The 13,562-nt window shown below is 71.3% G+C and carries 13 protein-coding genes; 11 read left to right on the top strand and 2 right to left on the bottom strand.

The annotated features are described in order from the left end of the window. The first annotated feature begins 6 nt into the window (after nucleotides 1-6). From JYA75_RS00065 to JYA75_RS00030, 8 genes are read left to right on the top strand one after another with little or no spacing between them, the layout of a single operon-like run. Nucleotides 7-1,200 carry an acyl-CoA dehydrogenase family protein gene (locus tag JYA75_RS00065; RefSeq protein WP_203329565.1) on the top strand — a complete coding sequence of 398 codons (1,194 nt, stop codon included), beginning with the start codon at nucleotides 7-9 and terminating at the stop codon, nucleotides 1,198-1,200. Then, nucleotides 1,197-2,294, top strand: a complete 1,098-nt coding sequence (locus JYA75_RS00060; protein WP_006942879.1) for an acyl-CoA dehydrogenase family protein — start codon at nucleotides 1,197-1,199, stop codon at nucleotides 2,292-2,294. The genes JYA75_RS00065 and JYA75_RS00060 overlap by 4 nt, the downstream gene beginning before the upstream one ends. A 49-nt stretch (nucleotides 2,295-2,343) precedes the next feature. Continuing rightward, nucleotides 2,344-4,002 (top strand): AMP-binding protein, encoded by a 1,659-nt coding sequence (locus JYA75_RS00055; protein WP_029541173.1) that lies wholly within the window; start codon nucleotides 2,344-2,346, stop codon nucleotides 4,000-4,002. 17 nt (nucleotides 4,003-4,019) lie between these two features. After that, a complete protein-coding gene (locus JYA75_RS00050) occupies nucleotides 4,020-4,871 on the top strand; it encodes an acyl-CoA thioesterase II (protein WP_029541176.1) in 852 nt (283 codons plus the stop codon). Continuing rightward, complete coding sequence (locus tag JYA75_RS00045) at nucleotides 4,868-5,527, top strand: HAD family phosphatase (protein WP_006942885.1); 660 nt, start codon at nucleotides 4,868-4,870, stop codon at nucleotides 5,525-5,527. The genes JYA75_RS00050 and JYA75_RS00045 overlap by 4 nt, the downstream gene beginning before the upstream one ends. A 28-nt stretch (nucleotides 5,528-5,555) precedes the next feature. After that, on the top strand, nucleotides 5,556-6,188 hold the full coding sequence (locus JYA75_RS00040; protein WP_050034593.1) for a nucleotidyltransferase: 633 nt from the start codon (nucleotides 5,556-5,558) through the stop codon (nucleotides 6,186-6,188). Beyond that, nucleotides 6,185-6,457, top strand: coding sequence for a BON domain-containing protein (locus tag JYA75_RS00035; RefSeq protein ID WP_050034594.1), 273 nt, complete (start codon nucleotides 6,185-6,187; stop codon nucleotides 6,455-6,457). Before JYA75_RS00040 ends, JYA75_RS00035 begins: the two co-directional genes overlap by 4 nt. Next, entirely contained in the window at nucleotides 6,454-7,167 is a 714-nt protein-coding gene (locus JYA75_RS00030; protein ID WP_050034595.1) for a metallophosphoesterase, read from the top strand. Before JYA75_RS00035 ends, JYA75_RS00030 begins: the two co-directional genes overlap by 4 nt. A gap of 57 nt (nucleotides 7,168-7,224) precedes the next feature. On the opposite strand, the gene JYA75_RS00025 is transcribed toward JYA75_RS00030, so the two are convergent. After that, nucleotides 7,225-8,241, bottom strand: coding sequence for an NADP-dependent oxidoreductase (locus JYA75_RS00025; protein ID WP_050034596.1), 1,017 nt, complete (start codon nucleotides 8,239-8,241; stop codon nucleotides 7,225-7,227). Nucleotides 8,242-8,401: 160 nt separating this feature from the next. Here JYA75_RS00025 and JYA75_RS00020 point away from each other — a divergent pair, with 160 nt between their 5' ends. From JYA75_RS00020 to JYA75_RS00010, 3 genes are all read left to right on the top strand, one after another. Next, a complete protein-coding gene (locus JYA75_RS00020) occupies nucleotides 8,402-10,126 on the top strand; it encodes an AMP-binding protein (protein ID WP_203329564.1) in 1,725 nt (574 codons plus the stop codon). 152 nt (nucleotides 10,127-10,278) lie between these two features. Next, a complete protein-coding gene (locus JYA75_RS00015; protein ID WP_050034598.1) occupies nucleotides 10,279-11,670 on the top strand; it encodes a SidA/IucD/PvdA family monooxygenase in 1,392 nt (463 codons plus the stop codon). Next, nucleotides 11,667-11,906: an MbtH family protein gene (locus JYA75_RS00010; RefSeq protein WP_003936798.1), complete on the top strand. Its 240-nt coding sequence runs from the start codon at nucleotides 11,667-11,669 to the stop codon at nucleotides 11,904-11,906. Before JYA75_RS00015 ends, JYA75_RS00010 begins: the two co-directional genes overlap by 4 nt. A 29-nt stretch (nucleotides 11,907-11,935) precedes the next feature. On the opposite strand, the gene JYA75_RS00005 is transcribed toward JYA75_RS00010, so the two are convergent. Continuing rightward, nucleotides 11,936-13,408, bottom strand: coding sequence for a threonine/serine exporter family protein (locus JYA75_RS00005; RefSeq protein ID WP_203329563.1), 1,473 nt, complete (start codon nucleotides 13,406-13,408; stop codon nucleotides 11,936-11,938). Nucleotides 13,409-13,562: the final 154 nt, after the last annotated feature.

Genomic DNA, 13,562 nt, shown 5'->3' with positions numbered 1-13,562 from the left:
ACGACGATGTCCCCCGACGAGCAGACGACCTCGCGCGACCTCTCCGGGCGCGTGAAACATCTTCTGGACCAGTATGATCCGAGCACGACCGGGCCGGAGGACTTCCTCGGCGCTCGGTTCGACGCGGGTCTCGCCTGGGTGCACTTCCCGCCGGGCCACGGCGGACTCGGCCTGCCGCAGAGTCACCAGGCGCAGGTCGAGGCCGAACTGGCCGCCGCCGGAGCACCCCGGCCCGCCGCGGGCCGCAACGGCATCGGCCTGGGCATGGCCGCGCCCACCATCGCGGCGTTCGGCACCGAGGAGCAGAAACACCGGTTCCTGCGTCCCCTCTACACCGGACGGCACATCTACTGCCAGCTGTTCAGCGAGCCCGGCGCCGGCTCCGACCTGGCCGCCGTCGCGACCCGCGCGGTCCGCGACGGCGACGACTGGATCGTCAACGGCCAGAAGGTGTGGACGTCGGGCGCGCAGAACGCGCAGATGGCGATCCTGGTGGCCCGCACCGACCCGAGCGTGCCCAAGCACGCCGGCCTGACGTACTTCCTGCTGGACATGAGCGATCCGGGCGTCGACGTGCGGCCCCTGCGGCAGATCACCGGCGAGGCCGAGTTCAACGAGGTGTTCCTCACCGACGTGCGGGTACCCGACGCCAACCGGCTCGGCGACGAGGGGCAGGGCTGGCGCGTCGCCACGACCACCCTCAACAACGAACGCGTCGCGATCGGCTCCGGCGCGCCCCGCGAGGGCGGCATGATCGGCAAGGTCGCCGCGACGTGGCGCGAGCGTCCCGAGCTGCGCGACCCGGCGCGGCACGACCAGCTGATGCGGCTGTGGGTGGAGGCGGAGGTGACCCGGCTGACCGGAGAACGCCTGCGCCAGAAGCTCGCCGCGGGCCAGCCCGGTCCGGAGGGCTCCGGCATGAAGCTCGCGTTCGCCCGCCTCGCCCAGACCGTGTCGGGATTCGAGGTGGAGTTGCACGGCGAGGACGGCCTCCGATACGACGACTGGACCCTGCGCCGGCCTGAGGCGGTGGACTTCACCGGCCGTGAACCCGGATACCGGTACCTGCGCGCCAAGGGCAACTCGATCGAGGGCGGCACGTCGGAGATCCTGCGCAACGTCGTCGCCGAGCGGGTGCTCGGGCTGCCGCCGGAACACCGTGTGGACAAGGATATTCCGTGGAAGGACCTGGCGCGATGACCGACCTGCTGTACTCCGACACCGAGGACGCCCTGCGGGACAGCGTCCGTCGCGTGCTCACCGATCGCTGCCCACCGTCCGTCGTGGTGACCGCGTACGACGCCGCGCCCGCCGACTTCTCGGGCGTGTGGAAGACGGTCGCCGCCGAACTCGGGCTGGCGGGGCTGCTGGTGCCCGAGTCGCTCGGCGGCGCCGGCGCGAGCACCCGCGAGGCCGCGGTCGTCATGGAGGAGATCGGCCGGGCCGCCGCGCCGGTGCCGTACCTGTCGAGCGCGGTGCTCGCCACCGTCGCCCTGCTGCGCGCCGGCGACACCGGGACCGTGCCGGCCCTCGCGGAGGGCGCCGCGACCGGCGCCCTCGTCGTGCCGTTGTCGACGGCGCCGGACGCCGCGATCACCGGGGTGCATCGCACGGCCGACGGCCTGACCGGACGGGTCACCAGCGTCGCCGGGGCACACGAGGCCGATGTGCTCGTCGTCCCCGTCGCGGGGCCGGACGGCCTCGAACTGCACACCGTCCGGTCGGACGCCGCCGGCGTCACGGTGACCCCGGTGCTGTCGCTGGACATGACCCGGCCGATCGCCGACGTCGAGTTCGCCGGGGCCGCCTCCACCCGCGTCGACGGCGGCGACGCGGCCGCCGCGGTGACCGAGGCGCTGCAGTGCGGGGCGGTGCTGCTCGCCTCCGAGCAGCTCGGGGTGGCCCAGTGGTGCCTCGAGACCACCGTCGCCTACGTCAAGGAGCGCCGCCAGTTCGGCCGCGCCGTCGGTTCGTACCAGGCGATCAAGCACCGGCTCGCCGATCTGTGGCTCGAGGTGGGCGCGGCGCTGTCGGCCGCCCGGTACGCGGCCGACGCGTACGCACGCGGCGACGACGACACCGCGATCGCGGCGGCGGTCGCCCAGTCCTACTGCAGCGACGTCGCCGTCCACGCTGCCGAGGAGTGCATCCAGTTGCACGGCGGCCTCGGCATGACCTGGGAGTACCCGGCGCATCTCTACCTCAAGCGGGCCAAGGCCGATCAGCTCGCGCTCGGCGTCCCGTCCCGGCACCGCGCCCGGCTGGCGGACCTCGTCGGCCTGCCGGTCTCGTGACCGAAACGATTGCGCTGCAACAACACACGAAAGGACAGGTGCCGCCACGATGAGCTGGTACGACGACAGGCCCTGGATGGCCCAGTACGATCCCCGCGTGGCCGAGGTCGGACCCGTCCCGCGGCGGACCACGCTCGAGGTGTTCGCCGACGCCGTCGCCGCCGCGCCGGACGGGCCGGCGATCACGTATCTCGGTGCGACGCTGACCTATCGGGAAGTCGACGAGCTGACCGACGGCGTGGCGGCCTACCTGCTCGAACACGGCTTCCGCAGGGGCGACCGGCTGGCCGTGTACCTGCAGAACGTGCCGCAGTTCGTCCTCGCGCTGTTCGGCGCGTGGAAGGCCGGCGGCGCGGTGGTGCCGCTGAACCCGATGTACAAGGACGAACTCGACCACATCCTCACCGACGCCGGCGTCGTCGCCGTCGTGTGCGGCGAACAGGCGTGGGCGGACCGGGTGGCGGAGCGGGCCGCCGGGGCGGGCGTGACGATCGCGCTGACCGCGAGCGAACTGGACCTGCAGACCCGGAACGACGAGCGGCTCTTCGCGGGCGTCGAGCGCCGCCGTACGCCGGGCGTCCCCGACCTACTGGAGGTCGCCCGCGAGTGGGCGGGCCGCCCCGTCCCCGATCCGGGCCTGGTCCCCGACGACATCGCGCTCGTCTCCTACACGTCCGGGACGAGCGGACTGCCCAAGGGCGCCACCAACACCCACGCGAACCTCACCGTCAACTGCGTACTGCTGCGCCTGTACGACGAGATTCCGGCGGGTTCGCCGATCTTTGCTCTCGCGCCGCTGTTCCACATCACCGGGATGGTCGTCCAGTTGCTCACCGCGGTGGAACTGGCCGGTCCGCTGGTGCTGGCCTACCGCTTCGACGCCGGGGTGGTGCTCGACGTCCTGAAGCGGGAGCGGCCCGCGTTCATGGTCGGCCCGTCGACCGCGTACATGGCGCTGCTGGCGCATCCGTCGTTCTCGTCGGACGCGTTCGAGTCGCTCCTGACCCTCAACTCCGGTGGCGCGCCGCTGCCACCGGCCATCGTCGAGCGCTTCCGCGAGCGGACCGGCCTCTACATCCGCAACGGTTACGGCCTGACGGAGACCAGCGCGCCCTGTGTCGTCGTGCCCTCCGGCCGCGAGGCGCCGGTGGATCCGGACTCGGGCACGCTGTCGATCGGCCTGCCGCTGCCCACCGCGATGGTGCGCATCGTCGACGAGGACGGCAAGGACCTCGGACCGGGCGAGGTCGGGGAGATCGCCGTCGAGGGTCCCATGGTCGTCCCCGCCTACTGGAACCTGCCCGAGGCCACCGCCGAATCCATCCCGGGCGGGCGGCTGCTGACCGGTGACGTCGGCTTCATGGACGCACAGGGCTGGGTGTACGTGGTCGACCGCAAGAAGGACATGATCAATGCCTCCGGGTTCAAGGTCTGGCCCCGCGAGGTGGAGGACGTGCTCTACCGGCATCCGGCGGTCCGCGAGGCCGCGGTCGTCGGCGTGCCCGACTCCTACCGCGGCGAGTCGGTCGCTGCGTTCGTGAGCCTGCGCCCGGACCAGGACGTCGACCCGGACGAGCTGGTGGCGTGGTGCCGCGACCGGCTGGCCACCTACAAGGCCCCGCGGTCGGTCGAGATCCTGGACGAGCTGCCCAAGACCACCAGCGGGAAGATCCTGCGCCGCGAGATGCGCAGGGTCGCGTCGTCCTGACCCGAGGAGGGAAACACGTGCCGAGCATCGACGAGGTTCTGGGCCTGCGCGAAATCGCCCCGGCGACGTTCCGCGCCGACCCGGTGCCGACCGAGATGGAGCGGACCTTCGGCGGCCAGGTCGCCGGGCAGGCGCTTTCCGCGGCGGCACGGACCGTGCCGCCCGAGTTCGGCGTGCACTCGGTGCACGGGCACTTCCTGCGCCCCGGCCGGCCGCTCGACCCCACCGACTATCGGGTGGACGCCGTGCGGGACGGCGGCAGCTTCCGCACCCGGTACGTCACCGCGGTCCAGGACGGCGAGACGGTGTTCACACTGACCGCCTCGTTCCACCGCGGCGACGACGGGTACACCCATCAGGCGGCCATGCCGGCGACGGCCGGACCGGAAGAGATCGCGGAGAACGGCCGCCCGTGGGCCGCGTGGTACGACTTCCCGGAATGGGACGACTGGGAGCGCCGCTGGCTCCCTGCGGACGAGGCCACGCCCGACGTGCCGTCGCGCCGGCGGTTGTGGATACGGCACCGCACCCCCCTGCCGGACGACCCGGTCCTGCACGCCTGCGCCCTGACGTACTGCAGCGACATGGCGCTGCTCGACATCGCCGTCCTACCGCATCCCGACAGGCCGATCCAGGGAGCGTCCCTCGATCACGCCGTGTGGTTCCTGCGGCCGTTCCGGGTGGACGAATGGCTGCTGTTCGATCAGGTGTCGCCGTCGTCCGAATCGGGGCGCGCCCTGATCCAGGGACAGATCTTCGACACGGCCGGACGACTGGTCGCCGCCGTCGCGCAGGAGGGCATGGTGCGGTTCCACACCGAGCGCGCCGCGGCGGTCGGCGCCGGACGCGCGGAAGGCCGGGCGGAATGAACCTCGCTGCACCCATCTCCGAACGCACCGCCGTCCTGGTCGACTTCGGCGGGGTGATCACCACGAGCGTGTTCGCCGCGTTCGAGGAGTTCGGCGCGACACTCGGCGATCCGGGACTGCCGCTGCGGCTGCTCGGCGGCGACCCGATCTCGCGCGGGCTGCTCGCCGAGCACGAGTCGGGGCGCATCGACGCGGAGGAGTTCGAGCAGGGCTTCGCCGAGCGGTTGCGCGCCCACGGGGCGGCCGTGACCGCGGAGGGACTCGCCGCCCGGATGCAGGCCGGGATGCGGCGCGACGACCGGACGGTGGCCCTCGTCGACGACCTCCGGGCGGCCGGCGTGCCGGTCGCATTGGTGTCCAACGCCTTCGGCCGGGACTGCTATGCCGGCTTCGACCTGGCCGCGCTCGCGGACGAGGTGGTGATCTCCGCCGAGATCGGCATCCGCAAGCCGTCGCGCCGCATCTACGCCCTCGCGTGCGAGCGGCTGGGGGTGGCGCCCGAGCAGGCCGTGATGGTCGACGACCTGCAGCAGAACCTCGACGGGGCGGCGCGGATCGGCATCGCCGGCGTGCTGCACACCGACGCCGACACCACGCGCCTCGAGCTCGCCGAGCGGTTCGGCTTCGTGACGGGACGAGTGCCCGGTCAGGTGTGAGCCGTCGGCGCGCGGGTACCCGCCACCCATGACCAACGCACAGCCCCACAGCCCCGACGCCACGACGGTCGACGTCGCGGGTTCGCCGGACGAGTCGGTCAAGGAGACCCAGCTGCTGCAGGTGCTGACCAAGGCGGCGAACACCCTCAACGAAGCGGGAGTGCCGTTCGCGGTCGGCGGTGGATGCGCGGTGTACGCGCGCGGCGGGCCCGCGTCCGACCACGACGTGGACCTGTTCGTCCGCCCCCGGGACGTGGACGCCGCGCGGGAGGCGCTCGTCGCCGCCGGCATGCGTCCGGTCGATCCGCCCGAGAACTGGCTGAGCAAGGTCTACGAGGGGGAGCATCTCGTGGACCTGATCTTCCGCCCCAACGACCGGGACGTCGACGATTCGATGCTCGCCCGCGCCCAGTGGATGCGCATCGGCCCGACCGCGGCGCCGGTGATCAGCGGCACCGACCTGATGAGCGACAAGCTCAACGTGCTCGACGCGCACCGCTGCGACTTCGCGCCGCTGCTGCGCATCGCCCGCGCCCTGCGCGAGCAGGTGGACTGGGCCCAGGTGGCCACCGCCACGGCGGCGTCGCCGTACGCCCGCGCCTTCCTCGGCCTGCTCGCCGACCTGGGCATCATCGAACCCGGCTCGGAGGTCCGGCGATGAGTCACGAACACCCGGAGCAGGATCACCCGCAGTATGTGGTGGCGCACCTGCACCGCGCCCTGGCCGAGGATCCCCGCACCGCCGAACAGGGCGTGCGCGTCACGATCCGCGGCACCGACGTGTACCTGACCGGCGAGGTCGCCAGCGCCGCACGCCGCGACGCGCTGACCCTGGTGGTGCAGGAACAGCTACCGGACGTCACCGTCCACAACGACGTGCACGTGGTCGACTCGCGCGACCCCGGAACCTCGGTGGAGGAACTGCGATGAGGATTGCCGCCGTCGGCGACGTACACCTGGCCGAGGACGCCCGCGGCCATCTGCGGCCCGCCCTCGAACACCTGCACGAGCATGCCGACGTGCTGCTGCTCGCCGGTGATCTCACCCGGCACGGCACCGTCGACGAGGCGCGCGTCGTCGCCGACGAGTTCGGCGACCTGCCGGTGCCCGTCGTCGGGGTGCTCGGCAATCACGACTACCACAGCGACGCCGCGGACGAGATCACCGAACTGCTCCGCGACCGGGGCATCGTCATGCTCGAGGGTGAGTCGGTCGTCCTCGAGGTGGACGGGGCGCGGCTCGGTGTGGCGGGGACCAAGGGATTCGGCGGGGGTTTCGCGGGCAAGTGCGCGAGCGCGTTCGGTGAGCCGGAGATGAAGCAGTTCGCCGGGCACACCGTGGAACTGGCCGACAGGTTCCGCAGCGCCGTCGCCGAGCTCGACGGTGCCGACGTCCGCGTCGGGCTGCTGCACTACTCGCCGATCAGCGACACCCTGCGCGGCGAACCCGCCGAGATCTACCCGTTCCTCGGGTCGTATCTGCTCGGCGAACCGGTCGACGAGTTCCACCTGGACCTGGCCGTGCACGGGCACGCGCACGCCGGGTGCGAGCGCGGCACCACCCCGGGCGGCGTGCGGGTCCGCAACGTCGCGCAGCCGGTCATCCGCACCGCCTACGCGGTCTACCGGTTCGAGAACTGATCGCTGGGGCCGGTCGCGGGGTGGCGGGCCCGACACTCGACCACCCCGCGCGAGCCCTCAGGCGTCGTCGGTCATCTTCAGCACGAGCTTGCCGGTGTTCGCGCCGTCGAACAGCATGTTGAGCGTGCGCCCGAAGGCCTCGGCGCCGCCGCTCTCGACCTGCTCGCGGGTGACCAGTTCGCCGCGGCGGATCCACTCCGACACCGCGGCCATGCCCTCGGGGAAGCGGTCGAGGTAGTCGAAGACGATGAACCCGGCCATGGAGGCCCGGTTCACCAGCAGGGACAGGTAGCGTGACGGCCCCGGCTGCGGGTCGGTCGCGTTGTAGCCGGAGATGGCACCGCACAACACGACTCGCGCATTCTTGCGCAGCACGGCGAGCGCCGAGTCGAGCGTCTCACCGCCGACGTTGTCGAAGTAGATGTCGATCCCGTCCGGCGCGGCGGCGTGCAGCGCCCGGCCCACGGAACCGGCCTTGTAGTCGATGGCGGCGTCGAAGCCCAGTTCGTCGGTGAGCCACGCGCACTTGTCGGGCCCGCCGGCGATGCCGATGACGCGACACCCGCTCAGTTTGGCGATCTGCCCGGCGATGCTGCCGACGGCCCCGGCGGCGCCCGAGACGAGCACGGTGTCGCCCGGCTTCATCCGCCCGACGTCGACGAGGCCGAAATATGCTGTCATGCCAGGGAATCCGAGGGCGCCCAGCCACACCGGCGGGGCCGCAAGGGATTCGTCGACCGGGACGACGCCGCTACCGTCGGAGACGGCGTAGTCGCACACCCCGAAGTGTCCCGAGACGAGTTGCCCCTCCTTGTAGTCGTCGTGCCGGGATTCGTGTACCCGGCCGACGGCATGGGCGCGCATGATCTCGCCGATCGCGACCGGCGGGATGTACGAACGGACGTCGTTCAGCCACCCCCGCATGGCGGGGTCGAGGGAGACATACTCGACGCGGACGGTGAACTCGCCGTCGGTGGGCCGCGGAACGGGTGCGGTGGTGATGTCCCAGGTGGACTCGTCGGGGCGGCCGACCGGTCGTCGCGCCAATCGGACCTGCTTGTTCACGGACGCCATGCGTATTCCTTTCGGCAGCGGAACGTCTACTGCGGTGCGGTGATTCGGACTCCTCGCGAGAATTCCGGGCAGTTGAATCCGACACCGGATTCAACTATACATGGCGGGTGACCGGGATCACCCCGGCCGTCGCGGATGCCCCGAGAAACGGAAGGTCGACATGACACGCCAGCTCGACACGGTCCCCACCGATTCCGATGCGCTCGAGGCCGCGCTCGCCGAGATCCGGCGGGTGCAGGAGGCCCACTGGCCGCCGGAGGTGCCGCGCACGGTGGAGTACCCGATCGAGGGTCGCGGGCTCGTGGACTACCTGCGGCACTGGGCGAGCGTGCGTCCCCACGCCCCCGCGATCGAGTTCTACGGTCGCACCGTCGGCTATGCCGAGTACGACGACCTCTCCGACCGGTTCGCCGGCTGGCTGCTCGCCCGCGGCGCCCGGGCCGGCGACCGCGTCGGTGTCCACCTCGGCAACTGCCCGCAGTTCCACGTCGCGATGCTCGGGATCCTCAAGATCGGCGCCGTCCACGTGCCCGTGAACCCGATGCTGCGCGAGCACGAACTCGCCCACGAGCTCGCCGACGCCGGCGTCACGATCCTGCTCACGCAGCCCGAACTGCTCCCGCTCGTGGAAGCGGTCCGGCCGCGCACCCCTGTGCGGCACGTCGCCGTCACCGCCCTCGGCGACATGCTCGCCGGTGTGGCGCCGGGGGAGGTGCCACCGCCCTTCCCGGTCGCCGATCCCGCCGTCGGCGACTGGGCGGGCATCGTCGACAGCCCCCGCGCTCCTGCCGTCGCGACCGATCCGGACGCGCTCGCCGCGCTGAACTACACCGGTGGCACCACCGGCATGCCGAAGGGCTGTGAGCACACCCAGTGGCACATGGTCTACACCGCCGCCGCGGCCACCGTCGGCGGCGGCCGCCGGGTGGGGGAGACGACGGTGGTGCTCAACTACCTGCCCATGTTCTGGATCGCCGGCGAGGTTTTCGGCATCCTCAATCCCCTCGTCAACGGCGGCACCGTCGTGCTGATGACCCGGTGGGACGCGGACGCCGCGCCGGCCCTCGTCGAGCGGCACGGAGTCACCAGCACGGTCGGCACCGTCGACAACTACGTGGAGCTGTTGGAGGCGCCCGGCTTCGACGGCAGCCGCGCCGCCAGCCTCGACAACGCCATGGCGGTGTCGTTCGTGCTGAAGCTGGATCCGGCGATCCGCCGGCGGTGGCGCGACGCGACCGGCCACACCCTGCGGGAGGCGAGCTACGGCATGACCGAGACGAACACCGCCGACACCTTCACCCTCGGCTTCCAGGACGGCGACGTCGACCTCGAGAGCGAGCCCGTGTTCTGCGGCCTGCCGGTGCCGGGCACCGACATCCTGATCGTCGACGAGACGGGCGTTCCGGTGCCGATCGGCGCGACCGGGCAGATCATCGTGCGCAGCCCCTCGGTGACGACCGGGTACTACCGCAACGCCGAGGCCACCGCGGACTCGTTCCAGGGCGCCTGGTTGTGCACCGGTGACGTCGGTCGGTTCGACGAGCGGGGCGCGCTGCACTACCTCGCCCGCAACAAGGAGATGATCAAGACCAACGGCATGAGCGTCTTTCCCGCCGAGGTCGAGGCGCTGCTGCGCATGCATCCGGACGTCGCGACGGTCGCGGTGGTCCCCAAGTCCGATCCGGACAGGGGACAGGTTGCGTTCGCGTTCGTCCAGCCGGTCCCCGGCACGGCCGTCACGGCCGAGGGGCTCGTGGCGTGGGCGCGGGAGAACATGGCCGGCTACAAGGTGCCGATCGTCGAATTCGTGGCTGCGCTGCCCATGACCGCCACCGGCAAGATCCGCAAGGGCGACCTGTTCGCGCGGGCGGAGGAGCGCAACTAGGGCGGGCCGGAGCCGGGCCGGGAGGGTGCAGCGCAGCCTCCCCAGCCGACCTCAATGATTGGTAGGCTAACCAAACCAAGGGTAGCCTGAGCTATCTTCTTGTGCGATCGATCCATCCGCGGCTGCGGCCCCAGAGCACGGAAGAGCGACCAATGACCGACCGATCCTGCAACGACAGCGGTGACTCGCCGTCGCCGGACGGCGAACCACCGGAACTCCTCGACCTCGTCGGGATCGGATTCGGGCCCGCCAATCTCGCTTTGGCGATCGCCGTCGAAGAACACAATGCCGACGCCCCGCACGATCCCGTGCGGGCACGGTTCTTCGACCGGCAACCCGCCTTCGCGTGGCATCCCGGCATGCTCCTCGAGGGCGCCACCATGCAGATCGCCTTCCCGAAGGACCTGGTCACCTTCCGCAACCCCACGAGTCCCTACACCTTCTTCGCCTACCTGCACGACCGGGGCCGGCTCGTAGACTTCGTCAACCACCAGACGTTCTTCCCGACGCGGCACGAATTCCAGGACTACCTGCAGTGGGCGGCCGGCCGCGTCGACGCCGACGTGCGCTACGGCACCGAAGTCACCGCGGTCGAGGCCGTGCACGACGAGGCAGGCATCGCCGACCGCCTCGCCGTCCACACCGCCGACGGCACCGTCGTGCACGCCCGGAACGTCGTCGTCGGCGTGGGGTTGCGGCCCCGCATCCCCGCGTGGGCCACCGAGACCGCGCGCTGCTTCCACAACCACCGGTTCCTGTTCCATCTGGCCGAGATGCCCGCGCCCGTGCACCAGCGGTTCGTCGTCGTCGGCGCCGGCCAGAGCGCCGCCGAGGTGGTGCAGTACCTGCACAGCCACTATCCGCAGGCCGAAGTGCACAACGTCTTCGCCCGCTTCGGCTACAGCCCCGCCGACGACAGTCCGTACGCCAACCGCATCTTCGACCCGGCCACCGTCGACGAACTGCACGCCGCACCCGAGACCGAGCGGGCACGACTGCTCGCCCTGCACCGCGGCACCAACTACTCCGTCGTCGACCCCGACCTGATCACCGCGCTGTACGCGGCCGAGTACCGCGAACGCGTCAGCGGACGGCGGCGGCTGTTCATGCGGCGCGCCTCCGAGATCGCCGCGGTCACCGAGTCGACCACCGGAATCGAGGTGGACGTGCGCAGCACGATCGACGGACTCACCGACACCCTGATGTGCGACGCCGTCGTCCTCGCCACCGGGTTCGAGCCCGCCCCGCTGCCGCCCCTGCTCGGCGCCCTCGCTTCCGCGTCGTCGCCGCTGCGCACGGTCGACCGGGACTACCGGCTGCCCACCGCCGGCGACGTCCGTGCCGGGATCTATCTGCAGGGCGGCACCGAGAAGACCCACGGGTTGACGGCGTCGCTGCTGTCGAACGTGGCGATCCGGTCCGGGGAGATCCTCGGATCCGTCCTCGAGCGGCGCGGAGGAAAACTACCAGCGGGTCATGACCGGACCCCCGGGCTTGCTAGGGTACGAAAGCAGCACACCTATGCGACAAGTGAGGCGAGATGAGCACGAATCCTTTTGACGACGAAGACGGCCGCTTCTACGTCCTCATGAACGACGAGGAGCAGTACTCGCTGTGGCCGACTTTCTCCGAGGTGCCGCAGGGGTGGCGCGTGGTGTTCGGGGAGGAGTCGCGTGCAGCATGCGTCGAGTACGTGGAGAAGAACTGGACCGACATGCGGCCGAAGAGCCTGCGTGACGCCATGGAGGCAGACGAGAAGGCCCGCAACGCGGGCGCCTGACCTGCCGCGGTAACCGCGTCGACCGAGAGTCACGCCGGGGGTGCACCACCCGCGGAGTGACTCTCGTGGCGTTTCGAGCCCCGGTACGGACGCACCCGCCGGACGCGGCGCAACTGCGGCCGGCGAAGCGACCCCGCCCGCAGCACGCTCCGCGGATGCCGGACCGTGCGGGCCAGCCACTCGCCGAGCGTCACCCCTGCCGCCAGCGCGCACCCGATGCCGAACGCCGAGAACAGCGCGGTCAGCCCGAGCAGCAGTTCGCTGCCGATCACCGCGTACAGGCCCCGATACAACGACAGGCCCGGCAGCAACGGGGTGATACCGGCGACCGCCACCACCAGCGGCGGGGTCAGCGCCCGTCGCGCCATCAAGCCACCGGCGAAGCCGACCACCGTCGCGGCGGTCGCCGACGAGATGATCGGACCCACCGCGAACTCCATCGACATCAAGAACACGAGGCTGCCCACCGCACCGCCGAGCGCGGCGGCCGTCAGCGCCCGTCGCTCGGCGTAGCACGCCAGCGCGTAGAACAACGCCGACGCCGCACCGGCGAGCACCTTCACCGGCAGCGCGGTCGCCGTCGGCAGCGCATCGTTGCTGATCACCGGCAGCTCCGCGCCGAGCGCCTCCATCACCTTCAGCGCCGTCGCCACGCCGGCGATGATTCCGCCGGTCATCATCACCAGCTCGAAGAACCGCGCCGACGCGGTGATCGGTGCCCCGGTGATCGCGTCCTGCACCGAACCGACCAGCGACAGTCCCGACAGCAGCACCGTCACGCCGGCCGCGATGATCAGGCCCGGCGGCACGTCGACACCCAACGGTTCGCGCAGGTTGAACAACAGGATCGCGGGCGTCGCGGCGATGATGCCGCCGACGACGTGCTGGAAGAAGAACGGCAGGCCCATGCCGTTGAGGACGCGGTTCGTCCGGTCGATGACCGCCGTGGATGCGAACGCCATCACCGCCACGAGCGCGCCACCGCCGAGCAGGACCGAGATCGACGCGGCCATCGCCGCCCACGCGAACGTCGCCACCCAGCGGTGATACGGGTGCGGCGCCGTCGTGATCGCCAGCAGATCCTCGCGGGCCTGCGCCGGCGAGATCGCCTCCCGTCGGATGCGCCGGGTCAGCCGGTCCACCGCGGCGAGCCGCGTGAAATCCATCGACCGGTACTGCACGACGCGCATCGTGCTCGCCGGCGGCATCGTCGGCCCCCGGTACGCCGAGAGCACGATCGAGTTGTAGGTGACGTCCACGTCGCACTGGGCCAGGCCGTACGTCGCGGCGACGAAACGGACCTGCTCGGAGGTGTCGATCGCACCGGTGCCCGCGGCCAGCAGCACCTCGCCGACGCGGACGGCGACGTCGAGCGCCTCGGCGACCGTCGCGTCGTCGGTCAGGTCGATCGGCTGCAGCGGCGCCGGCGCCTCGGTGATGGTGTCGAGGGTGGCGCGACGGTCGAGGACGAGCTTCCCGAAGGCGGTTGCCAGCGTCCCCACCGTTACGTGCTCCCGTCCGTCCGGTGTTCGGCGATGCGCGCGGTAACAGCAGCCATGGATCCACCGTAACGAACCCGGCCGGTCGCATGTGGAGCGGGCGCTACCGATATGATGGGGCCGCTCGACTGCCTCCTTAGCTCAGTGGTAGAGCACT

Source organism: Rhodococcus sp. PSBB066 (assembly GCF_017068255.1).
Taxonomy (GTDB): Bacteria; Actinomycetota; Actinomycetes; order Mycobacteriales; family Mycobacteriaceae; genus Rhodococcus; species Rhodococcus aetherivorans.
This window is presented reverse-complemented; position numbering and strand designations above follow the sequence as displayed.